Below are 712 nucleotides of genomic sequence, written 5' to 3' on the forward strand. Positions count from 1 at the left end.
AAATTCGGCAAGCCATCCGCACTGGGCATTGCGACCGGTATGGTGGCCGGTCTTGGCACGATCACCCCGGCGTCAGGCTTCGTTGGGCCGGCCGCCGCGTTGGTGATTGGCCTGTCTGCGGGTGTGATCTGCTTCTACGCGGTGATCTTTATCAAGCACAAGCTGAAAATCGATGATTCCCTGGATGTCTTCCCGGTTCACGGGGTTGGCGGTATTCTCGGTACCCTGTTTGCCGGTATTTTTGCCTCCACTGAGCTGGGGCTGTTCTCCGGTTACGGCTTTGCCAGGCCCGAGTACACCATGCTGGACCAGCTGGGCGTCCAGGCGCTGGGTGTGGTGGCCACCTTTGTTTACACCGCGGTGGTGACCTGGGTGCTGCTTAAGCTGGTGGCCCTGTTTGCGCCGTTGCGTGTAGATGGCGACGAAGAGACACAGGGCCTGGATATTGCCCTGCATGAAGAGCGTGGCTACGACCTCTGATCGTTTGTTTGACGCTGATTTAAGGCGTTCGAAAAGCCCGGCATTTTGCCGGGCTTTTTTGTCCTATAAGGACGCATCTGCGGCTATTGCCACCCCCTGAGCCTTTCTATAAGGTACGGGTAAGTTTCGAACGCTCGTTTGAATTGGCTAGCAGCAATAAAGCCTGTGCCAGCCCTGTGAAAGGGGGCGTCGAAGTCATATTGATAGGTTTAAGGAGAAACAAGAATGAGCC

At 56.2% G+C, this 712-nt stretch carries 1 pseudogene; it reads left to right on the forward strand.

Annotated elements, in window-relative coordinates:
• A pseudogene (locus tag A3754_RS06410) lies at window positions 1–480 on the forward strand (ammonium transporter); the annotation flags it as partial.
• Window positions 481–712 lie beyond the last annotated feature (232 nt).

The organism is Alcanivorax sp. HI0083, assembly GCF_001635175.1.